Origin of the sequence: Dokdonella sp. (assembly GCF_039926425.1) — a bacterium.
Classification (GTDB): Bacteria; Pseudomonadota; Gammaproteobacteria; order Xanthomonadales; family Rhodanobacteraceae; genus Dokdonella_A.
Genome location: NZ_JBDSWZ010000148.1, coordinates 15,646 through 37,253 on the forward strand (window position 1 = coordinate 15,646; position 21,608 = coordinate 37,253).

Consider the following 21,608-nt stretch of genomic DNA (forward strand, 5'->3'; position numbering starts at 1 on the left):
ATCCATTTTTGCTTCGTCGCTCAAGATCGTGCGCCGGCCCATTTCTCGGTTTGCATGTATGCGTATTTCCTAAAACAGTCTCGATTGGACAATGCAGCACCACTGGACCACTTCGATGCCCGATGCCGCCCAAACAATCCTTCTCAACGGCACCACCCTCACCCGCGAGCAACTCGTCGCAATAGCGCGGCATGGCGCCGGCGTCACTCTGGACGAAGCACAACTCGCCCACGTGCAGCGCGCCGCGGACTTCCTCAGTGAAAAAGTACGCTGCGGCGAGCCGATCTACGGCGTGACGACCGGCTTCGGCAGCAATGCGGACAAGCTGCTCGGCGCGCATCGCGCGCGCGATGAACTGCCTGGCGGCAATCCCGAACAGCGCGAGGGCACGCTGCTCGACGAGTTGCAGCACAACCTCGTGATCACGCATGCGGTGTGCGTCGGCAAGCCTTTCGATTCGACCGTGGTCCGCGCAATGCTCGCGATTCGCATCAACACGTTGATGCGAGGTCATTCCGGCATTCGCGTGTCCACGCTGCGCGCGCTCACCGAGCTGCTCAATCGCGATGTCATCCCGCTGATTCCCGAAAAGGGATCCGTGGGCGCGAGTGGCGATCTGGCGCCTCTTTCGCATCTCGCGATCGTGCTGCTTGGTGGTGGCGAGGCGTTCCACAAGGGCGTCCGCATGTGCGGGGCCGACGCGCTGAAGAAGGCCGGGCTCGAACCATTGCGTCTTTCGTTCAAGGAAGGCCTCGCACTCAACAATGGCACGGCGCAGATGCTTGCGTGCGCCGTGCTCGCGCTCGATCGTCTGCACGCGCTGCTCGCGACCGCCGATCTCGCCGCGGCGATGACGCTCGATGCATTCGCCGGTCGTGCGGGCGCGATGCGCGAAGAAGTGCACGCGCTGCGTCCGCATCCGGGCCAGGTCGAAACCGCGCGGACGATACGCAACCATCTCGTCGGATCGACGCTTGCGGATATTCCGTATCACCTGGTGCCTCGCTTCCGCACATGGCTGGCCGATTCATGGAGCGATCCGGAAGACCAGAAGCAGCATTTCGATATCGCATGGGACTATGTGCCGCCGGGCCAGCGTCATGGACGCGAGGCTTTCTACGCGCGCTTCCTGCCGTTCAAGGGCGGCAAGAAACACCAGCCTCAGGATGCGTACTGTTTGCGGTGCATGCCGCAGGTGCATGGCGCCGTGCGCGACGCCTACGATCAGGCCTGCCGCGTCATCGATATCGAACTCAATGCGGTCACCGACAATCCGCTGATCTTTCCCGATGCTCCCGATGCACACGTCATCGAGGACCAGGTGATTTCCGCAGGTCATTTCCACGGCATGCCGCTGGCGCTCGCGATGAGCTACATCAAGGCGGCGATCCCGGTGCTTGCATCGATCTCCGAGCGACGCCTCAACAAGCTGGTCGATCCTGCAACGAACGACGGCCTTCCGGCGTTCCTGATCGGCAACGAGGACGCGACCGACTCGGGTTTCATGATCGTCCAGTACACCGCCGCTGCACTCGTCAACGATCTCGCGACTCGCGCGCATCCTGCGTCGGTGTACTCGATTCCGACCAGCGCAAACGCGGAAGATCACGTGTCGATGGGCGCGAATGAAGCACGCCACGTGCTGGAAATGACCGAGGATCTCGGCCACGTGCTCGCGATGGAGCTCTACACCGCGGCGCAGGCACTCGACTACCGCCAGGACATGCTCAATGCGGCGCGTCGTCTCGCCCAGCGCGGCGACTGGCGTGCCATTGCGGCAAAGATTGCGAATGCGCCGGATGCGAGCCATCCATCGCGCGCGCAGTTCGAATCCGAAGTACAGACGCTCGCGGCAGCACTCGCGCAAGCAAAAGATTTCCACGCGGGCAGGGCAGTGGCGCAGGCGCACGCAAGAATCCGCGAGCGCATTGCCTTCATGGCGCGCGATCGTGCGATGGATGGCGACGTGAAGACGATGTGCGCGTTGGTGGCGTCGGACGCGTTGCTTGCCTGACCGTTCCACCGGCGCGCGGTGTCGCGACGATCGTAGGTGTCACCCATGGGCCAACGTGATTCCCGCGAACGCGGGAATCGCTCGAAGTACTCGACGTCATTCCAGCGAAATCGGTCATTGCTCAAAGTAGTCGACGTCATTCCCGCGAAAGCGGGAATCGCTCGAGTTGTTCGCTCCGTGCCTTGAGAGACCGGAGCGATTCCCGCTTTCGCGGGAATGACGTCAGAAAAACAGTGGGAGCGATGGACGCGGCAAGTGGACTGCGCCTGCGACAGTTCTCAGCTTCCCTCGAACCCGTCATCGAAAATCACATCGTCTGGTTGCTGCAGTGCCCGACACGCGTCGCCACCGGCTTCTATGCGGATGTTGTCGACCGCCCATCCCGGCCCGTTTGCATTCTGGTCGCTGGTCAGGCGGAACCGCAGCTTGAAGGCCGCGGCACCATCCGCCGCAACCGGCAGTTCGATGTGGTGCGACTGCCAGGTCGTCTGTCCGCTGCAGCTGTAAAGCGCGGTCCATGTTGATCCGTTGTTCGCGCTGTACTCGACGTGGCCATAGTCGAAACCGCTTTCGGTGTCGCAGCGGTCGTCGAAATCGAGCGTGACCTCGCTGTAGCCGGTGAGATCGTGCACGGCCGACGTCAACGAGCGATTGAGGTTGTCGCCGTAGTCCGGCGTGTTCCACACCTTCGTCGTGTCGCCGTCCGTGCCGGATTCGATCACCCATGGAGACTGCGCCGTCCAGCCCTGGTTGCCCGATTCCACGTCGTCCGAAACGATGCTGCAATTGGGATACAGTGCAAAATCGTGTGCGATCTTGCTGCCAAGAGTGAGCGCGACACCGTGCAGGTCTTCAGAGAGGTGATGCGCAGCGCTGACATGCACGTCGTAGGTGCCGGGATAGCCGTGCGCCCGATAGACTCCGGTGGCCGCGTCGCTGGTGGCGCGATGCGTTTCGTCGGCGTTCGCCAGCGTGATCGTCGCGACCAGTGGAGCGGCTGACGACTTGTCCGTGACCGTGCCCGCAAGTGTGCCGACCGAATCCGCGCTCACGATGTCGATCATTGCGGCATTTGGCGTACCGGCGTTGCCAGCGGAATCGGTGCCTTGCACGTAGATCATGTGGCGGCCGACTCCGAGGTTCGCACCGGCCGGAAGCGTTCCGCGGACGTCCTCCACCGATCCGCTGAAGGTGCCATCAGTTGCTGTGAGTGCGACTGCTTGCGAACCGCTGTCCCAGGGCAGCTGGTCGACATAGGCGTTTGCACTCGCGATCGTGCGAACGGTGCCGATGACCGAGTCGCCGGAGGTCGACTGGTTGAAGCGTGAATCGTCGATCCGTGCGCTGATGCTGACTGGATCTCCGGTGGCGATGAGATCCGATGTTCCCGTCGCGCCGACGGTGTCGGGACCGATCGGCAGTTTGTAGGTCGCATGAAGATTGCGCGCGGCATACCGCAACGCGGCGATGTTGTTCGGCGCGGTCGTGCCGTCGAACGATGCGCAGTCTTCGAAGAATCCGCTGCCATCGGTCTCGATCGTGAAGCCGGGCACGCCGAGGAGGCCATACATGGTGTCGTCCGTGGCGCCATCCGTCGGGTACAGCGTGTCAGCCTGCTCCGGCGTGTAGCCATTGAAATACGCGATGCGACGGCCGAACGTGCGCATCGCCGATTGGTTGGGCGCGGCACTGGGCGTATCGCCCCATGGCCACAGCACAAGGGCTGCATTGCTGTGGATGTCGATGAAGAAGCCAGTGGTGTCGGCGGGTGCTGCCGCGCCGCCGTCGCCACCGAGCGGCGGATTCATCGGTCCGTCGCGATGGTCTGCGAAGACACCTCCGCTGCAGACTCCGTCGGCAGTACACTTGCCGGCGACGTACTGCACCAGGTTTTGTGTTTCCGGCTCGGAGGCCTTCACCGGCCCGCGATAGGTTTCGCCGCACACGTTTCCGTCCGACCCCACACCCTGCGTGATGTTCCAGTGAAATGGAAAGTTGCGATTGAGATCGATGCCGTCGCCGTCATTGTCGACATTGACGTTGCCGTCGCAATTGCCGCTCACTTCATCGACGTTTTTGCGCCAGAGGATTCCCCGCTCGGCCTGCTTGCGCCCGTCTGGGTTCGCCTGCAGCACCATGCGGAAATCGTTGTGGTCGACCAGCCAGGTGGCTTCGGCGTCGGTGCCGTAGTTGTCGACCAGCCATTCGGCGAAACGAGTTCCAAGTTCAGCCGGCGCATATTCGCGCGCATGGATCGAGGTGAACACCACCATCTTCGGACGATCGGGATCCGACGCGATCGTGTCGAGGTTGGTGATGCGCAGTGCACGCATTTCGTAACCTGCGCTCGCGTTCTGCGATTTCTTCCAGGTCGGCCCGAGCTCATCGATCGTGACGATGTTCGGGTGGTCGGCCTTCAACGCATCCATCGTCGAATAGGTTTCCTCGACGGTTCGAAAGCACTGGAAACCCGGGATGCTGTTCGGCGCGACGCCTTGTGCCTTTGCTTGCTCGAAGTGCGCGTAAAACGCGTTCAACGTCGCGGTGGCGCTCTGGTCAATGGAGACACCCAAGCCGGCCTCTTCAAGCGCCGCGATTCCACGATCGCCCGTCGCGACGCGCAGCGTGCTGCGCTTGCCGTCGACGATCACGTGCTGGAAGTGCGCCGCGGCGCGCGCGAGCGCTGCGTTGTCCGGATAGTGCGCTTCGACCACCCATTCTTCGGCGGCAGCGGAGTTCAAGCCAGCGACCACGATCGCCACGGCAAGCAAGGTTCTGCGCACGGATCCACCCCCGGATAAAGCGCTCGATACTAGCGGCCCGCGGGCGCGCGCGGAAGGTCGACGCGATCAGGAATTGTAAAGAGCGCTTCGGCCGGTCCATCAAGGGATACGCGACGAATGATCGCGCGCACGATCACTCGATCTGCTCTCGCGCCCACGCGGCATCCAGAGCTTCCATTGCATCGTGCGGCTTCAGCCGCGCGGCCTTGTCGAACGCTTCGGCGACGTCGTCCTCGCGTTTGTCGCCATGGATAAGCAGCAGGCCATTCCCCCATTCGATCCACGCGATCTGCGATGCCGGCGTCAGCTTCACCGCTTGCTGCAGATGTTTTTCCGCGTCGGCCGCGTTGGCGCCGTACGTCAGTTTGGCCAGCATGCCGCCGACCTTGCCGACAATCTCGGCGTGGTAGAGCCCGAACGCGGAGTGCGCCTCAGCGTGCTTCGGAGTCAGCTTCAGTGCCGCGTCGAGTGATTCCCTCACCTTGCCGGCCAGGCCCTGCGCCAGTGCCTTGGTGATCGACAGCGTCTGACTGAGGCGGCCGATCGCGAACGCGCGCCGGTAGTGGCTGTTCGCCTCGTTCGGCAGCGCCTGCACCGATTCGTCGGCGAGGCGGATCAGGTCTTCGTAGCGGGCGACCTTCGCGGCCGGGTCATCGATCAGGTAGGTGGCGTGGATGCCGCCGGCCTTGATCGCTACCGAGGAGCCGAGGGGACCCAGCGCGATTCCGCGGTCGTAGGCCTGCTGGAAATCGCCGTTGTGGAAGGCGCGCCACGCATCCTGCAACCCGGTCGCGCTGGCCTTCGCATCCTTGCCGAGCTTCGCATTGCGCTTGAGCAGCGTGGCGACGTGCTTCTCGTCGGGGAACGGCTCCTGATCGCCTGCGTGCAGGTCGCCCCACGCTTTTGCGAGCGTGTCGCCGGCGTAGTTGAATCGTTTTTCCGGATGGGGAAATGGGGCCCACGCCTTCTTCGCCATCGTGCCGTCCTCGTCGTCAACCGGAGATGGCCACGAGTGTGAACGGCGACAACGCGCCCGTCACGCCGCCGTGCGGCAAGCCGTTAAACTCGGCGCACTTCCAAAAGTCACGTGGGCGCGGCTTCAGCCGCGATGTTTTTGGGTTGTCGACCCAACAGAAGCATCGCGGCTGGAGCCGCTCCCACGATCTCCAGCCGGATATCGCGCATGACCCGAGGCAAAGCCGACGCCCCTTCCGCTGCCCGCGCCGCCGATCTGCGCGCGCGCATCGACGACGCCAACCATCGCTATCACGTGCTCGACGAGCCGGAGATTCCGGACATCGAATACGACAAGCTGATGCGTGAGCTCAGCGAACTGGAAGCGACCCATCCTGAGCTGGTCACTGCCGATTCGCCGACGGCGCGTGTCGGTGCCGCACCATCAGGCGCGTTTGCGCCGGTCCCGCACGAGATACGCATGCTGTCGCTGGCCAACGCCTTCACGCCGGACGAGGTGGAGGATTTCGTGCGCCGGGTCGAGCAGCGCATCGAAAAAACCGACCCGGTGTTTTCGGTCGAGCCGAAGTTCGACGGACTTGCGATCAGCCTGCGCTATGAAGACGGCGTGTTCGTCCGCGGCGCCACACGGGGCGACGGCGAAACAGGCGAGGACGTCAGCGCGAATCTGCGCACGATCAGGTCCATTCCGTTGCGCCTGCGTGGCACCGACGTGCCGACGGTGCTGGAAGTGCGCGGCGAGGTCTACATGCCGCGCGACGGGTTCGAGAAGTACAACGAACGCATGCGCGCCAATGGTGGCAAGGTACTGGTCAATCCACGCAACGGCGCCGCCGGTTCATTGCGACATCTCGATCCGCGACTGACCGCGCAGCGTCCGCTCGCGTTCTACGCCTACGCGGTCGGAGTCGTCGAAGGGGGGGCACTTCCGACCACGCATTCGGCAACGCTCGCGAAATTCCGCGAATGGGGTGTGCCGGTCAGCGCACTGGTCGACACCGCGCACGGAGTGGCGGGATGCCTCGCCTATTACGCACGCATCGGCGCTGAGCGCGACACATTGCCGTTCGATATCGACGGCGTGGTCTACAAGGTCGACGATTATGCCGACCAGCGCGAACTCGGCTTCGTCGGCCGCACGCCGCGCTGGGCGATCGCGCACAAGTTTCCGGCACAGGAACAGCAGACGCTGATCGAGGCGATCGAGGTCAACATCGGGCGCACCGGTGCGGCCACACCGACCGCGCGTCTCGTGCCGGTGCATGTCGGCGGAGTCACCGTGACGAACGCGACGTTGCACAACGCCGACCAGGTTGCCCGGCTCGACGTGCGCATCGGTGACACGGTGATCGTGCGGCGCGCCGGCGATGTGATTCCGGAAGTCGTGCGGGTTGTCATGGAGCTGCGACCGGCGAATGCAAAACCCTGGACGATGCCGGCGACGTGCCCGATCTGTGGCTCCGACATCGTGCGCGAGGAGGGTGAATCGGTGGCCCGATGCACCGGCGAACTCACCTGCGCGGCGCAACGCGTGCAAGCGATCTTCCACTTCGCGTCGCGCCGCACGATGGACATCGACGGCTTGGGCGAACGCTACATCGAGGATCTCAGCGATCTGGGCTACGTGGTCTCGGTCGCGGATCTCTACAAGCTCACCGTCGACGACCTGATCGCGATGAAGCAGCGCGCCGACGAACGCGATGGCACCATCCCTGAAACGACAAAGGCCGGCAAGGTCGCAACGAAGTGGGCGGAAAACCTGGTCGAGGCGATCGACAAGAGCCGCCGGACGACACTTGACCGCTTTCTCTACGCGCTCGGGATCCAGCATGTCGGTGAAAGCACCTCGAAGAGTCTCGCCACGTGGTTCGGCGATCTCGCGCTGATCCGGCACCTTCCATGGCCCATCCTCAAGCTGGTGCCCGACATCGGCAACGAAGTCGCCCACGCCATCGATGCGTTCTTCCAGCAATCGGGTAACCAGACCGTCATTGACGATCTGTTCGCGCGCGGCGTGGTCGTGACAGACACCCATCCACCATCGCCGAAACTGCGGGCGGAGCTGACGGTTGCAAACGTGCTTGCCCAGTTCGGCATCGCGAAGGTCACGACGAAGCGGGCGGAGCAGCTCGGCATCGCATTCGAATCGCTCGCCGCCGTTGCCGGCGCAAACGCGGATGCGCTGCTCGAGGCGGGTCTGCCGACCGAAACAGCGGAATCACTGCTCACGTACGTCGCGATGGACGAGGGTCGGGCCTTGCTTGCACGATGCATCGACGGCATGACACGGCTCGCCGAAGCGACGTCCGCACAGGCGACGGTCGAAACTGGCGTGCTCGATGGCAAGACCGTCGTTCTGACCGGCACCTTGTCCGCGCTCACGCGAGACGACGCGAAGGTGCGGCTCGAAGCATTGGGCGCAAAGGTGGCCGGCAGCGTTTCGAAGAAAACCAGTTTTGTCGTCGCCGGAGAGGCGGCGGGTTCCAAGCTCGACAAGGCGCAGGAGCTTGGCGTGGAAATCTGGGATGAAGCGGCCTTGCTCGCGTTCCTGGCAAAGCATTCGGCGTGATCGACTCATTGGCATCGCCCACCGTAGCCTCGGCCGCAGCGCTCGTTTCACTGAAGACGCGTGCGCGCTTGTACGCGCAGATTCGAGCGTTTTTCGCCGAGCGCAACGTACTCGAAGTGGAAACGCCGATCCTCAGCCAGGCCGGCAACACCGAACCGAACATCGAGAGTTTCAGTACGCAATTTTCTGGCCACTCGGATGCGGGGCTCGCCGAACGCTGGTTGCGGACGTCGCCGGAATTCCCCCTCAAGCGCCTGCTCGCCGCCGGCATCGGCGACTGCTACGAACTCGGTCGGGTGTTTCGCAATGGCGAGGCAGGGCGTCGGCACAATCCCGAGTTCACGATGCTCGAGTGGTATCGCGTCGGCTGGGATCATCGCCGGCTGATGGACGAAACGTGCACGCTTGTGAAAGCCGCGCTTGAGCAGGTTGGCCGACAGGCGACAGTCGTTCAAAAAAGCTACCGCGACTGGTTTGTCGACGAGCTCGACCTCGACCCGTTTGCCGCGTCCATCGCGGAACTGCAATCGCCGCTGGCCGACGTTCGCATCGATGGGGACGCGCTATCGCGGGACGACTGGCTCGACCTTCTCGTGACGCATCGATTGCAGCCGTCGTTCCCGCACGATCGCATCAGTCTCGTCCATGATTTTCCGGCGTCGCAATGCGCGCTGGCGAAAATCCGCGAGGACGACCCACCCGTTGCGGAACGGTTCGAGCTGTATCTGGGGCCGCATGAGCTGGCGAACGGGTATCACGAGCTGACCGATGCGGTCGAGCAGCGCGCGCGGTTTGATCGCGACAACGCTCGACGACGAAGCCGCGGTCAGCGCGAGGTTCCGATCGACCGATGGCTCCTCGACGCATTGCCGGCGATGCCCGACTGCGCCGGTGTCGCACTCGGCATCGAGCGCCTGCTGATGGGGTTGGCCGGCAGCGACGCGATCGCCGACGTGATCGCGTTTCCGTTCGATCAGGCCTGAGTGGAATCGGACATCAGGTCGATCGTGGGCCGCGGCGAGCGCAGCATCACGAACGCGATCACCGCCGCAACCGCCGCCACGCCGCCGGCAACGAGGAACGACAGGCGGCCGCCGTCGAATTTCCACAGCCATCCGGCGAGAAGCGCCCCGATCACGCCGCCGACGCCCGACGAGAATCCGTAGTACAGGCCTTGCGCGTGGCCGTTCAAGCGCCCCGGAAAATACCGAACCAGCAGTTGCATGCACGCGGCAAAGAACGCCGCGAAATTCAGTGCGTGGGTCACTTGCGCCACCGCCATCAGCGGAACGTTGTCCGGATACAGCGCCGTCGCCCACCAGCGCAGCGCGGCGGATGCGAGCGCGACGACCAGCACGCGCGTTGCGTCCCAGCGCGCGAACACGCGCGCGGACGCGAAAAACATCGCGATCTCGACCGATACGCCAATGGCCCAGTACGCGCCGAGTGCGGAAGGCCGGTAGCCGTGCTGTTCGAGATACAGCGAAAAGAACGTGTAGTACGGCCCGAACGACACCTGTGCGAGCAGCGCGACGACAAAGAACGCAAGCACGTCCGGACGCAGCAGCCGTTTGCGAAAGCCGATAGGCGCCGCGACGTCAACGGCGGCGACCTGCAGGTAGTCATTGGCAAAACTGCTTGCGACAAGCGCCACGTAGATCGGCAGCATCAGCAACGGCAGCAACAGGATCGACAGGTGATCGAACAGGATGCCAAGGCCGCTGGCCGTGACGATGAAGCCGATCGAGCCCCACACCCGAATGCGCCCGTAGAGTTCGCTGCGTCCCGGGAGATGCGACAGGGTGATCGCCTCGAACTGCGGCATCACCGCGTTGTAGGCGAAACAGAACACGCACATCGCGAGGAAGAGTCCGCCGAATTCGAGCGGCACCACGAAGACGGCGAAGCTCGCGAGGGTGATCACGCAGCCAATGCGCAACCAGCGGACGGGGCTCTTCGATTTCGAAGCCAGCCAACTCCACGAACTCGGCGCAACCACGCGCGTTGCGTACCACAGGCTCATCAACACGCTGATTGCGGCGATGTCCTGCCCGCGCGCCTTGAGGAACAGGCTCCAGTAAGGGGTGAACGCGCCGAGTGCGGCGTAGTAGGCAAGATAGAACGTGGCGAGTCGAGTCGCCGGGACGGGTGGGTGCATGCGCGAAGGATAGCGTGCGCCACCTTCGCAAGACGCGATGGGCACGAATGCACGCCGGACGCGCGTGCGCGGCCGGCTCTTTGCCTTCCGTCCGAACGTTGCTGCCGGCCGACCTGCGGTCGTCCGGCCTACGGTCTTTCGAAGCGCTTGGACGTGTTGGGCAAGCGGGAAGTGCTTTGCTCAGTTCGCCAGTGTCACCGCCCGCTCACGCCGTTCAAGCAGACTCATGTCCGCCTGGTTGACGAGCCGAAGATCACGCAGCTCGTACGGTGCCGACAAGCCGGCTTCTGCGAGCCGTTCCGCGTCGTAACGCAGTTCGATCTGGCCGTGCCCGCTCGCCAGCCAGGCGGCGGACTGCGCGATGACCGCTGGCTTCAGCTGGCCAGTACCGTCGGTGCCGTACAGGACCGCCGACACCTGATAGCGACTCGCGGCGACGCTCTCGATGCCGAGCTTCACGGCGATGTCGCGGGATCCGCCTGCGCCGATCCTGCGCTCGATGGTTCCATCGAGGCGCGCGACGGGCACACTCACCGAGAATGCGGACGTGGCATCGCGGGGGAGTGCAACGGCGCCAGCGACGACCGCGAACACATTCACGTCCCACAGTCCGCGATCGCCCGCATGCGAAACATCGGGAACGACGGTCGCGAGGTAGGTGCCGTCGCGTTGACGTGTGAACGCGATCGGCTGGCTCGATCCGTCGGGGGAATTGACGAGGCCGCCAATGCGAACGAGCCCACTGGCGCCGACGACCGACGCGCGAAAGCGCAATGCGTCACCGCCAATCACGCTGTCGTGCTCGGCAGCGAGGGTCAATGTCACGCGACTCGCCGGTTCGAAGACGTGAACCAGGTACCCGCCGCTCGCTGTCGGCACCGCGAGTTGCAGCGTGCCGGCGCCAATCGTGTCGGACAATCGGAGCGCAATGCTTCCTTGCGGGGCGTCCATGCCGGCGGCCCGCAGTTCGTCGTCCCCTGCGATGGTGCGGATCGCAGTACCGTTGTCGAGACGCCGACCGGCGATGGTGATCTGCACATCACTGATGGCGATGGCCGCCGTCGATCGGCCGCCGTGCGGACTCAGACGGATGAGAGCGCCGGGCGCACTGAGGGCGAGCGCGATACCGCGTTGCAGGTCGGCCTGACTCGCGTCGATCCAGTACTCGCGGCTTTCGCTGGTGAACGCCGCAGGATTCGCATCGAGTGCCTTCCCGGCATCAAGCGCCCACGAAACAGCCACTGGCACACGATCGAGATCGGTCGTGACGAGCTTGCCAGCGGGCGGCGCACGCAACTGCGACGGAACGAGATCATTCGAACCGCGCGCGAGCAGATGCAACGCCGTTGCATTCGCGTCTCCTTGCGCCGATGCGGCGGAAGCGGTGAACAGTGCGCAGGTGAGGAAGACGGTGGGGCGGAGCGTGAATGCGGACATGGTCTTGGCTCCTCAGAGGTCGTTGCGCAGGATGGTTTCGAGACCGAAGCAGGCGCGCCGGCTCTGGTTGTGGCTGAGAGGTTCGCGACCCGCGGTGCGCGCGGTGTCGTAGAACCACACCGATCCCGCGGCCGCGGCGCTTGAGCATTCGATGAAACCATCCGAGCAACTGGACAACCACGCTTGCGTGATTTCGAGGCCGACGTTGAGTGTGTAACCGCCGCAGTAGCTGTCCGGGTCCCATACGGCCGAATCGACATCGGTGCCGATCACGTCCCAGAACCCCTTCGGCAACGCGGGCCGACCGGCGGTGCCGTAGAGGTTGTTCTGGTTGTACACGGCCATCCAGCTGGTCTGCTGCTGACGCACCGCATCGGACTGGTAGCCGAGCAGCCAGCCGAGTGCGTTTTCAAACACGTTGCCTGCGATCACCGCGTTCGCCAGCGGCGTTCCCGCACTCGACGGCGCGAGTGCATTGACCCAACGGATCTTGCTGATGATGCCGGGATAGCGGCTGTCGTAGGTTGGATTGGAGAGGATCCAGCGGATCACGTTGCCGCCGTTGGAATGCGTGATCACGACGAGATCGGTGATGCCGTGGCTGCTGATGAAGCTGCTGAGCTGTCCTGCAACACAACCGGCGGCGCGGCTGTCCCACATGTACTGGTTCAGATCGCAGTTGACGACGACATAGTTGTTCTGGTTGACCAGTCCCTGGCGCACGGTGTTGACCATGGTGGGTTGCCAGTAGTCGTTGAACGCATTGGTCTGACTGCCGGTGCCGTGCACGAAGGCGACGCCGGTGGTCGCGGTTGCGGCGTCCGCGAACGGAACGCTGCATGCAAGCAACAATGCGACGAGGATACGAAACATGGTCTCTCCTTGATCGTCTCCACGCAGCGCGTGGAGCCACGCCGGACCCACGGCACATCGCGACGGGAACGCATCCTGCTGTCGTCGGTGGCGCCTGAGCTTCGAGGGGTACGCGTGTCGGCCGGGCCTCCCCCCGAACCGTACGTGCGCGTACGGTCGAAGTTATCGACGCCGATCGAGCGCGTCAAATGCACCGCAACATAAGTGGACAAAGCTGCATCGGCGTTCTTCGAGCGAAGGCGGGAATCGCTGCCGAAGTCCGTTCGCCGTTATGCGCCTCAGGACAAAGGCAGCATCACCCGCGCCACGCATCCCGTCGCGTCGCGCCGGTTTTCGAGCGTCAGCGAACCGCCGTGCGCTTCGACGATCTGCCGAGCGAGCACCAGCCCGATGCCGGAGCCGCCGGGCTTGGTCGTGAAAAACGGCACGAACAGGTTTTCGGTCGGGGGCAGTCCGTGGCCGTCGTCGACCACGTCGATCTGCAGGCGCCTCGCTGACACACGCCACTGCAGCGAGACGCGGCCACCGCCATCGAGTGCCGCATCGGCCGCGTTCTGGATCAGGTTGATCAGCGCCTGTTCGAGTTGTTCTAGATCGGCGACGAGACGGATGGCCACGCTGTCACTGACCTCGACGGTGATCCGCTGTTCCAGTCGCGCCGCACGATGGGCCAACGCACCGAACTCGAACTCGCGTGGATTCGGCGGCGGCAGGCGAGCGAGCTGGGTGTAGCGCGACATGAAACGCGCCAGCGCCTCGGCACGATCGCCGATCAGCGCAAGTCCGCCATGCACGTCCTCGCGCCAGTCATCCGGCAACGGTTCGACGTCTGTCAATTTCGCGAGCGTGCCGGCCATCGAGCGGATCGGCGCAAGCGAATTGTTCAATTCGTGCCCGAGCACGCGCAACAGTCGCTGCCACGCGAGGCGCTCCTCTTCGCGCAACGTGCGGCTGAGATCGGTGATCACCAGCAACTCGTGCGGCAAGCCGTCCTCGCGAAACCGGGCGCGCCGTACTTCCCAGCGTCCGCTGCCACCCGGGAAACTTCGCTCGACCATGCGCACCTCGGCGACTTCAAGGCAGTCGGCCAGATCGAGCTCTTTCGCGCTGCGCCCTAAGAGCCGGCTCGATGTCGAGGCCAGCAGGTGTTCGGCCGCAGGGTTGACCAGTTTCACGCGGGCGTCCGCATCGAACGCGATCACTGCGATGTCGAGCGTCGCGACCACCTTGGCCAGCAGCGCACTGCGTTCCTCGAACGACAACCGCTGTTCGCGCAGGGTCTGCGACAACGCATTGATCTCCAGCACCACTTCGCCGATCGCATCGCCGCGCTGGGCACGCGAGCCGCGCAGGCTGTAATCACCTTCACGCAACGCTTCGAGCAGGTTGGCGAGGGTATTCAACGGATACACGGCGTTGCGTCGCGCGACGAACACCAGCGCCACGGTGAGTGTCGCGACCGCCAGCCACACGACGACAGCGCGCATCGGATCCTCGACATTGATCGCCAGTGCAATCGCCAGCGCGACCAGTGCGGGCGTCGCCGCAAGCAGCGTGCCGGCAAGAATACGGGTCTCATAGTTCCAGCGGGGCGGGGTGCCGGTCATTCGTGCGCAGTGCGTCGTGGGTGGTGGCGGGTGGAAGGCATTCGAAAGCACGTCAAAAGATTGAAAAGCAGAGACCTCGAAGAAAAGCCATGTCAGCGCGTTGGCATCCTCCTGTTCTTCGTGATCCAGTCTTCTCCTTTGAACAACGACCGATCGAAGGCCGGTCATTCAATGCCGAATTTCTCCATCCGACGGTACAGCGAGGGCCGACTGAGTCCGAGCAGGGTCGCGGCGCGCTGGATATTGCCGCCGGTTCGTTCCAGCGCCTGGCGAACAAGTTGTTCTTCCGCGGCATCGACACTCATGGACTCGCTTGCGGCAAGAGCCGCCGCGCCGGACAGCGAGTGGGTCGCTTCGGGCTTGAGGTTCAACGCGGCTTCGTCGATTACCTTGCCATCGAGCATCAACACCGCGCGTTCGATGACGTGCGAGAGTTCACGCACATTTCCGGGCCACGCATACGCTTCGAGTGCCCGCAGCGCCGTCGCCGAAAAGCGCAAGCCTTCGCGCTGGTAACGTTTTGCGAAGCGTGCGAGGAACGACCGCGCCAGCAACGCGATGTCGGCCTCGCGCTCGCGCAATGGTGGCAGTCGAAGTTCGACCGTGTTGAGACGGAACAGCAGATCCTTGCGGAACGCGCCGCGCGCGACTTCTGCAGCGAGTTCCGCATTGGTCGCCGAAATGAGGCGCACATCGACGCGCAGCGTGCGCGACGAACCGACACGCTCGAGCTCGCCGTCCTCGAGGACACGCAACAACTTGGGTTGCTGGGCGATCGGAATGTTCGCGATTTCGTCGAGAAACAACGTGCCGCCATCGGCCAGTTCGAAGCGTCCGATACGGTCGCTTTTCGCGTCGGTGAACGCACCACGCACGTGGCCGAACATTTCAGCCTCGAAGACCGATTCAGGAATGCCGCCCATGTTGACCTTGACCAGCGTCTGCTTCGCACGCGAAGACCGCGCGTGCAGCCGGCGCGCGACCACGCCCTTGCCGGTGCCGTTCTCGCCAAGAATCAATACATTTGCATCGGTCGGTGCCACGCGGTCGAGCTGCGCAAGCACGCTGCGCATCGAGGCCGACTCGGCGATGAAGTCCTCGTCGCCATCGGCGCGCAGGATCTCGTTCTCGCGTTTGAGCTTCGCCGCCTCGCCACGTGAACTGGCGAGCGCCAGCTGGTTTCGGATCACCGACATCAGCCGCTGGTTGTCCCACGGCTTCTCGATGAAGTCGCCTGCGCCGTGACGCATCGCTTCGACAGCGACATTGATGGTCCCCCACGCGGTCATCACCACAACGGGCAGATCGGCTTCGAGCTTCTTGAGGTCGCGCAGAAGATCGAGCCCTTCCATTCCCGAGGTGGTGTCGCGCGTGTAGTTGAGGTCGATCAGCGCGGCGCCGAACCGTTGCGCGCCCAGCGCGTTGAGCGCGGCACGCGGACCGTCCACACAGATGGCATCGATGCCTTCGGCCTTGAACAGCAGACGCAAGGCCTCGCGCACATCGCGCTGGTCGTCGGCAATCAGGATGCTGGGGCGTTCCTTGGGCGGCATGGATTCTCCTTGCGTGCATCGTGCGTTGCGTATCCCTCTCGCGCAAGATGTCAGGCGGGGATCGCCTGCTCCAGCCAGCCGTCGAACAACTTCACCTGGCGCTGCGTTTCCTTCGCGTATTCCTCGTTGTGGGTGACCTGCACGATGGTCATGCCGTCGCGGTGCAGTTCGTGCAGCAGATCCATGATGATTCGCGCCTGGCTGGAATGCAGCGCACCGGTCGGCTCGTCCGCGAGCAACAGCTTTGGTTTCGTGATGACTGCGCGCGCAACGGCGACGAGCTGCTGCTGTCCGCCGGACAACTGATTGGGGTAGAGGTCTTTCTTGCCGACGATCTGGAAACGGTCGAGCATGTCGGCCACCTGCGCGGCACGGTCCTTTGCCGGCACATCGCGATATTGCAATGGCAGATCGAGGTTCTCCCAGACTTTCAGATCGTCGATCAGATGATAGTGCTGGAAAATGAACCCGATTTTCTCGCGTTGCAGCTTCTGGCGCTGTTTCGCGTTGAGTTTTTCGACCGCGACGCCGTCGAGCGAATACTGTCCCTGCCAGTCGTGATCCATCAGTCCGATCACGTTGAGCAGAGAACTCTTGCCCGCTCCGGATGGGCCCATCACGCTGACGAATTCGCCGTCGGCGATGTCGAGCTGGATGTTGCGCAAGACCCAGCTGCGGCCGCCTGCCAACGGATAGGATTTTTCGAGATTGTTCAAATGAATCATTTCGGGAATCCTGGTTGGTAGAGCTCGTTTGCATTTCGCGAATGCGAGATCAAAGGGCTATTCACTTCGCAGCGCAACCATCGGATCGATGCGCGACGCGCGCCACGCCGGAAGCAGCGCTGCGAGCACCGCAGCCATCACCATCGCCAGCATTCCTGCGGCGAGCAGTGGCAGTTGCCGGGTCGATCCGTCGACGAGGAGCGTGGTCTGTGCAAGGCGAAAGACCAGCCATGCCGCAACGGAGCCCGCCAGCACGCCGACTGCGCTCGCACTGAGGCTTTCTCGGAGGATTGCGCGTGCGAGAGTGGTCGGGGACGCGCCGATGGCCAGTCGAAGACCGAACTCGCCGATACGCCGTTGTTGTTGGAGCGATGCGACCGCGTACACGCCGAGCATCGCAAGCAGAAGTGCGGCCAGCGCAAACGCGCCGACCGTACCCGCAAAGAAGCGAGCCGGTCGCAACTGGTCGGCGAGTTCATCGACGAGCGCGTATTGGCGCGTGATGGCCTGCTGCGGATCGATTTCCCAGACGGCCTCGGCCATTTGCGCGTCGATGCCAGCCATTGGGCGATCGCCCCGCAAAAGGAACGTCATGGCAACGCTTGGATGCTGCGCGAATGGAATCAGGATTTCAGGACTCGCCGGCATGCGCAGGCCGGCGTTTCGAATGTCCTCGACGACGCCGACGATCCGGAATGAAGCGATTTCGCCTGCGCGCATCGGCAGCGTGATCTGCTGCCCAAGGGGCGATGTCTCGCCGAAGGCGCGTCGCGCCGCAGTGCGGTTGATGATTGCCACCGATTCGGTTCCGCCACGATCGCTGTCGGCAAAGTCGCGGCCCGCAAGCAGCGGGATGCCGAGCAACGCACGATATCCCGGCGATACGCGACGGAATGCCACCTGCATCGGTTCGTTGGCGGCGCGACCGATCACGATCATGTCGATGCTGTTCGGGCCGATGTTGGACAACGGCGCGCTGCTGGTCAGCGCGACCGATCGCGTCCCGGACAACGCGCTGAGGCGTTCGCGAATGCGATCGGCAAACACCGCCCAGCTGGAGGACGGCGCGTTGCTGAAAATCTGCAGCGCATGAACCTGGTCGGCGGAGAATCCGGGATCGACGCTCTGCAGTTTCCAGAGCGTCGCCGCGAAGGTCAGTGCAGCAATCAGGCTCATCGTGGACAACGCGGTCGCGACCGCGGGCAGGACACGGCGCTGGCGGTTGTCGCCGAACAGGCCCTTGCCGCCACTGCGGATGGCGTCGTTCGGCTGCGCCCGCAAGCGAAGCGACCCGGTCAGGATCGCAAACAGCGGGATGATCACTCCGAGGAGCACGGCGAACGCGACGACGCTCCAGTCCATTGCGATGCCGTCGATGCGCGGGATGCTGTCGCGCGCAAGTTCGCGAAGCACACGCACACCGATGTGCGCGAGGGCGATACCGAGAACCGAAGCGAGCCCTGCGATCAACGCCAGTTCGAGCAGGAGCCCACGCCAGACGCGCATGCGGGTGGCACCAATCGCCTGCATGACCGCCTGTTCGTGACGGCGCGCAGTCTGGCGTCCGTCGAGGAGAATCGCGACATTCGCGGCGGCAATCAGAAGCACCAGCACCGCCAGTGCAAACGCGCCCCACAACGCAAGGCGCACGTCGCCGACGAGGATGTCGAGGAACGGGCGTGCCTGCATGCGCCAGTCCGACGGGTCGCTTCCGTTTGCGTCGCGCAATGCAGCGACGTTTGCCTCCAGGCCCGTCGCCGCCTGTTGGAGCGACACGCCGGAGTGCAGACGTCCGATCATCAGCAGAAAACGTTGATGGGGGTCCTGCGGCAGGTCCTTCGTGGCCAACGGCCTCCATAGTCCGGTATCGCCCGTGAACACATTCATCGTCGAGGGCATCACCCCGACGATTTCCAGCGGCGGCTCGTTGGCCAGACGCATGCGTCGCCCGATCACGTTCGGATCGCCACCGAAGCTGCGCTGCCACTCGCCATACGACAGCACCACGGTTGCGCGGTTGAGGCGAATGTCATCCGGACTTAATGCGCGGCCGAGAAGCGGCTTCAAGCCAAGAACCTCGAAGAAGTCGGCGCTGACCTTTTGTGCGGTGATATCGCGCGGTCGCTGGCCGTCGGGCTCAGCCGTTTCTGTCCAGTAGGTGAAGTAGGCGAGCGCATCGAATCCCTGGGTCCCCGCTGCGAGCTGCTCGGCTTCCGCGACGGTGAGGTGCGCGTGCTCGATGTGCTGCGTCGCGCTGTCCGCTTCGAGCATGACAAGACGTCCGCTGTCGGGAAACGGAAGCCCGCGAAGGAGCACGCCGCTGAGCGTGCAGAACATCGCGACGCTGAGGCCGATGCCGAACGCCAGCATGCCGATCGATGCGATCGAGAAGCCGGGCGCCTTGCGCAGGCGACGCGCGCTGTGGCGAAGATCGTGGAACACTCTTGCGAACATGGATAGTCCTATTCGTGACGCAGCGCGACGGTCGGGTCCACGCGCAATGCGCGCCGGGCCGGCACGACAACGGCGGCCAGCGCCGCGAGAATCAATATCGCCAGCACGCTTGCCACCACTGCGATGTTGCTGCCTTCGATGCTCGGCATCGAGCCGGTCAGCAGATGCGCGAACGGAACGCCGGCAGCGAGGCCAAGCGCCAGGCCGATGCCGAGCTGCACGACACTGCGAGCGAACACGTGGCGCAGCACGCGATGGGCGGGCGCCCCGAGTGCACGCCGCACGCCGATTTCGCGTGTGCGCTGTCCGACACTGAACGCCATCACGCCGTACAGGCCTGCACCGGCGAGCAGCAGGGCAATCAATCCGAACGCGCTGAAGCTCTGCGCAACCGTGCGTTCGCCGAGGGTTCCGCTGCTGATGACGCCGGCGTAGTCGCGTACCCAGTAAAGTGGCGTATCCGCATCCACCCCACGCATGATTGCGTTGAGCCGCGGCGCAAACGCGAGCGGTTCATCGCGCGCGCGTACCGCGACATTGGCGATGCGGAACGGAGCCTGGCGGAGTGGAAACAGCATGGCCGGTTGCGCGGAATCTCCGGGCGCGTTGAGTCTGAGTGCGGGGACCACGCCAACGACGGTGACGGTCGCGCCTTTCGGATCGCGCGGATCGAGACGGAATGTGCGCCCGAGCACTCCCGCGCCTGCACCGAAGCGGGTGGCGAAACGCTGGTCGACGATGGCGACGCGCGGGCCGTCCGGATGATCGCTCGAGTCGAACGAACGTCCTTGTTGAAGACCGATGCTGTAGGCGGCGAGGAAGTGATCGTCGACGGCGCCCGTCAGCACCTGCGGCTGCGCCGCGTCGCCGGCGACCGCGCCCGCCGGCAGCACATCGTGGAGCTCGTTGAAATTGGTTCCCGGAGTGGCGGTACCGACCGTTGCGTCGACCACGCCGGGATCTTCACGAAGACGCTCACCAAGACGTTCGTACAGACGCACCTGATCCGCTGGCGTCGCATCGCTCGTCGCCGGCAGCATCAGGCGCGCGGTCAACAGATGATCCGTGGCGATCCCGAGGTCGACATGATCGAGTGCGGCGAGCCCGCGCACCATCGTGCCGACGCTGATGAGAAGTGCGCACGACAGCGCGATTTCGCCGATCACCAGAATGCGGCTGATGCGTGCAAACGATCCGCCGGCGACGCTGCGTGTGCCGTCACGCAGGTTGTCGGCGACGGCCGTGTCGCGGACATGCAGGGCCGACAGCAAGCCGGTCAGCGCTGCGGTGAGCAACGCGGCACCCAGCGCGAGTGCAATGACCGTGGCGTCGATGTCGAAGTGCAACCACAGCGGCGGCCCGAAATCAGCCGCACGCATCAGGCCCTGTTGCCACTGCGCGCCGATGTGAGCGAGTGGCAACGCAATGACAGTCGCGATCAGACTGAGCAACAGGCATTCCGCAACCAGTTGCGTGACGAGACGGGTTCGGCTCGCGCCCAGCGCGGCCCGAACTGCGAATTCATGGCGCCGACCGAGGGTTCGCGTCAGCAACAGGTTTGCCGCATTCGCACACGCAACCAGCAAGACCATGACGACGGCAGCGAGCATGATGTCGAGCACGGTGCGGATGGTGCGGCTCACCGCAAACCAGGCGAGCGGTTCGATCCCGGGCTGCATGCCGCGATAGCGTTCCGGTTGATCGTGGACCGCTTGCGCGAACCAGCTGGCGAATCCGGCGTCGATCGCGGCATCGCTGGCACCGGTGTGCCGGCGCAGGACGATCCAGTACGACAGATCATCCGCTTTGGCACCCTCGAACAGATGCGCGGCGACCCAGATGACTTCCCGGTTCGGATAGCTGAAGTTCTCCGGCATGACGCCGATCACGGTGGTCGGCTGCGCATTCACGCGCATCTGGCGACCGACGATGGCGGGATCGCCGCCGTAGCGGCTTTGCCACAGTTCGTACGACAGCATCGCGACGGACGGCGCACCGTCGCGTGCGTCCGCGTCGGAAAAGTCGCGACCCAGCATCGGCGCGACCGCGAGCACGCGGAACAGGTTCGCACTGACGAACGCACCGCTGCTGCGTTCGGGCCGGTCGAGATCGCTCAGGTTCATCGTCGAGCGCGCAAAGCCCGCCGTTTCTGCGATGTCGGCGAGGCGGCGTTGTACAGCGATGAGGTCGTGGTTCCCCATTGGATTGAGATCGTTGCCGCCGTCCTCTCGCAGTCCCGCATGCAGCAACTGGTCGGGTGCATCGAACGGCAGCGGGCGAAGCACGAAGCCGTTGAGCATCGCCAGCATGAAAATCACGCAGGTGAGGCCGCCGCCAAGCACGCCGATCACGAGCAACGAGAACGCCGGTCGCTTGATGAGACCCCGCGCGGCGTCGCGGAGGTCGTGGAGGAGGGCATTCATCGTGTCGATCGTCCTGTGGACGCGGTCATGGCGTGTC

General features: G+C 64.1%; 13 protein-coding genes. 3 read left to right on the plus strand and 10 right to left on the minus strand.

Annotated elements, in window-relative coordinates:
- The first annotated feature begins 115 nt into the window (after positions 1-115).
- Positions 116-2,014, plus strand: a complete 1,899-nt coding sequence (locus ABIV12_RS08820; RefSeq protein ID WP_348058357.1) for an aromatic amino acid ammonia-lyase — start codon at positions 116-118, stop codon at positions 2,012-2,014.
- A gap of 278 nt (positions 2,015-2,292) precedes the next feature.
- On the opposite strand, the gene ABIV12_RS08825 is transcribed toward ABIV12_RS08820, so the two are convergent.
- Positions 2,293-4,797 (minus strand): M14 family zinc carboxypeptidase, encoded by a 2,505-nt coding sequence (locus tag ABIV12_RS08825; protein ID WP_348058359.1) that lies wholly within the window; start codon positions 4,795-4,797, stop codon positions 2,293-2,295.
- Positions 4,798-4,930: 133 nt separating this feature from the next.
- Complete coding sequence (locus ABIV12_RS08830; RefSeq protein ID WP_348058361.1) at positions 4,931-5,773, minus strand: hypothetical protein; 843 nt, start codon at positions 5,771-5,773, stop codon at positions 4,931-4,933.
- 207 nt (positions 5,774-5,980) lie between these two features.
- Between ABIV12_RS08830 and ligA the strand changes: the two genes are divergently transcribed.
- Positions 5,981-8,341, plus strand: a complete 2,361-nt coding sequence (gene ligA / locus ABIV12_RS08835) for an NAD-dependent DNA ligase LigA (RefSeq protein ID WP_348058363.1) — start codon at positions 5,981-5,983, stop codon at positions 8,339-8,341.
- Positions 8,341-9,324, plus strand: a complete 984-nt coding sequence (epmA, locus tag ABIV12_RS08840) for an EF-P lysine aminoacylase EpmA (protein WP_348058394.1) — start codon at positions 8,341-8,343, stop codon at positions 9,322-9,324. Before ligA ends, epmA begins: the two co-directional genes overlap by 1 nt.
- On the opposite strand, the gene ABIV12_RS08845 is transcribed toward epmA, so the two are convergent.
- The 8 genes from ABIV12_RS08845 to ABIV12_RS08880 all read right to left on the minus strand — a co-directional run bounded on the left by ABIV12_RS08845 (position 9,315) and on the right by ABIV12_RS08880 (position 21,571).
- The gene (locus tag ABIV12_RS08845; protein WP_348058365.1) at positions 9,315-10,499 is read right to left on the minus strand and encodes an MFS transporter; all 1,185 of its coding nucleotides are present in this window, start codon (positions 10,497-10,499) and stop codon (positions 9,315-9,317) included. The two genes, epmA and ABIV12_RS08845, sit on opposite strands and share 10 nt — an antisense overlap.
- A 180-nt stretch (positions 10,500-10,679) precedes the next feature.
- A complete protein-coding gene (locus ABIV12_RS08850; protein ID WP_348058367.1) occupies positions 10,680-11,936 on the minus strand; it encodes a DUF4785 domain-containing protein in 1,257 nt (418 codons plus the stop codon).
- A gap of 12 nt (positions 11,937-11,948) precedes the next feature.
- The gene (locus ABIV12_RS08855; protein ID WP_348058369.1) at positions 11,949-12,809 is read right to left on the minus strand and encodes a hypothetical protein; all 861 of its coding nucleotides are present in this window, start codon (positions 12,807-12,809) and stop codon (positions 11,949-11,951) included.
- A gap of 278 nt (positions 12,810-13,087) precedes the next feature.
- A complete protein-coding gene (locus tag ABIV12_RS08860; protein WP_348058371.1) occupies positions 13,088-14,416 on the minus strand; it encodes an ATP-binding protein in 1,329 nt (442 codons plus the stop codon).
- A gap of 164 nt (positions 14,417-14,580) precedes the next feature.
- Positions 14,581-15,969, minus strand: a complete 1,389-nt coding sequence (locus ABIV12_RS08865) for a sigma-54 dependent transcriptional regulator (protein ID WP_348058373.1) — start codon at positions 15,967-15,969, stop codon at positions 14,581-14,583.
- A gap of 50 nt (positions 15,970-16,019) precedes the next feature.
- Complete coding sequence (locus ABIV12_RS08870; protein ID WP_348058375.1) at positions 16,020-16,694, minus strand: ABC transporter ATP-binding protein; 675 nt, start codon at positions 16,692-16,694, stop codon at positions 16,020-16,022.
- Between the two features lie 57 nt (positions 16,695-16,751).
- Positions 16,752-19,148, minus strand: a complete 2,397-nt coding sequence (locus ABIV12_RS08875) for an ADOP family duplicated permease (RefSeq protein ID WP_348058377.1) — start codon at positions 19,146-19,148, stop codon at positions 16,752-16,754.
- 8 nt (positions 19,149-19,156) lie between these two features.
- Positions 19,157-21,571 (minus strand): ADOP family duplicated permease, encoded by a 2,415-nt coding sequence (locus tag ABIV12_RS08880; RefSeq protein ID WP_348058379.1) that lies wholly within the window; start codon positions 21,569-21,571, stop codon positions 19,157-19,159.
- Positions 21,572-21,608: the final 37 nt, after the last annotated feature.

What these genes read in the sequence shown, in the direction of transcription:
- ABIV12_RS08820 (WP_348058357.1), top strand. Translation starts at nt 116, where the DNA reads ATGCCCGATGCCGCCCAAACAATCCTTCTCAACGGCACCACCCTCACC.
- ABIV12_RS08830 (WP_348058361.1), bottom strand. Translation starts at nt 5,773, where the DNA reads ATGGCGAAGAAGGCGTGGGCCCCATTTCCCCATCCGGAAAAACGATTC.
- ligA (WP_348058363.1), top strand. Translation starts at nt 5,981, where the DNA reads ATGACCCGAGGCAAAGCCGACGCCCCTTCCGCTGCCCGCGCCGCCGAT.
- ABIV12_RS08845 (WP_348058365.1), bottom strand. Translation starts at nt 10,499, where the DNA reads ATGCACCCACCCGTCCCGGCGACTCGACTCGCCACGTTCTATCTTGCC.
- ABIV12_RS08850 (WP_348058367.1), bottom strand. Translation starts at nt 11,936, where the DNA reads ATGTCCGCATTCACGCTCCGCCCCACCGTCTTCCTCACCTGCGCACTG.
- ABIV12_RS08855 (WP_348058369.1), bottom strand. Translation starts at nt 12,809, where the DNA reads ATGTTTCGTATCCTCGTCGCATTGTTGCTTGCATGCAGCGTTCCGTTC.
- ABIV12_RS08860 (WP_348058371.1), bottom strand. Translation starts at nt 14,416, where the DNA reads ATGACCGGCACCCCGCCCCGCTGGAACTATGAGACCCGTATTCTTGCC.
- ABIV12_RS08865 (WP_348058373.1), bottom strand. Translation starts at nt 15,969, where the DNA reads ATGCCGCCCAAGGAACGCCCCAGCATCCTGATTGCCGACGACCAGCGC.
- ABIV12_RS08870 (WP_348058375.1), bottom strand. Translation starts at nt 16,694, where the DNA reads ATGATTCATTTGAACAATCTCGAAAAATCCTATCCGTTGGCAGGCGGC.
- ABIV12_RS08875 (WP_348058377.1), bottom strand. Translation starts at nt 19,148, where the DNA reads ATGTTCGCAAGAGTGTTCCACGATCTTCGCCACAGCGCGCGTCGCCTG.
- ABIV12_RS08880 (WP_348058379.1), bottom strand. Translation starts at nt 21,571, where the DNA reads ATGAATGCCCTCCTCCACGACCTCCGCGACGCCGCGCGGGGTCTCATC.